The sequence below is a fragment of the Porphyrobacter sp. AAP82 genome (genome assembly GCF_000331285.1).
In the GTDB taxonomy this organism is placed as follows: Bacteria; Pseudomonadota; Alphaproteobacteria; order Sphingomonadales; family Sphingomonadaceae; genus Erythrobacter.
Genome location: NZ_ANFX01000003.1, coordinates 1 through 698, shown reverse-complemented (window position 1 = coordinate 698; position 698 = coordinate 1). Strand labels below are relative to the sequence as shown.

1 protein-coding gene and 1 pseudogene are annotated in these 698 nt (G+C 67.0%); both read right to left on the bottom strand.

Going from position 1 to position 698, the window contains the following annotated elements; all coding sequences use genetic code 11:
* Positions 1-135, bottom strand: a pseudogene (locus D620_RS14280) (ATPase); the annotation flags it as partial.
* Positions 122-698: Mu transposase domain-containing protein (locus D620_RS0100015; protein WP_017663727.1), on the bottom strand; the 577-nt coding region annotated here is incomplete at its 5' end. The gene D620_RS0100015 and the pseudogene D620_RS14280, both read right to left, overlap by 14 nt.

The following is a 698-nucleotide window of genomic DNA, read 5'->3' as shown; positions in this document are numbered from 1 at the left end:
GCGCAACAGATCGGTCAGGATCTCGTGGGTCGTGCGCTTGCGTTGCAGCCCGGTGGTGACCGCCTCGTCGAAGGCTCCTGCCATGCCCTTGAGCCCGAGCGAACGCATCGCCTCGATCATCTCATGCCGCTGCATGGAGGCCTCGCACCGTATCGTAGCGCGCGCAGTCCGCGATCGGCGGGTGGCTGAGCTTGAGATCGGCGACCACATCCAGGGGGCGCTCGGATGGCGGGTCCCGGTATCGGGCCAGGATGTTGAGGATGACCTCGTCGCTGACAGCACCCCTATTAAGCGCCTCCCGGATCGCGGCCTCGACCGCTTCCAAGCCATCGGTCATTACCGATGCCAGCACGCGCACGAAGCGGCGGTCGGCGTCATCACCGCCGCCCAGCTTGCGCCGCAACCGCGTCAGTGCCGGTGGCAGGTCCCAGCCCTGGAAGGGTGCACCGTTCCGCAGGGCGCCGGGCTTGTTGGCCAGAACGGGCAGGTAATGCCAGGGATTATAGATCGTCCGGTCGCGGCCGAAGTGCCGAGCATGCTCTGCGATGACCTCGTCGCCGAGGCGCACGACGATGCGATCGGCATAGGCGCGGACCTGAACGGCCCGCCGCGCCGCTTTGGCCATGACCGAGTAGCGGTTGCGGTCGAAGCTGATCAGGCAGGTGCCGGTCACAGCATGCGCGGTCTCATGGAAGCCG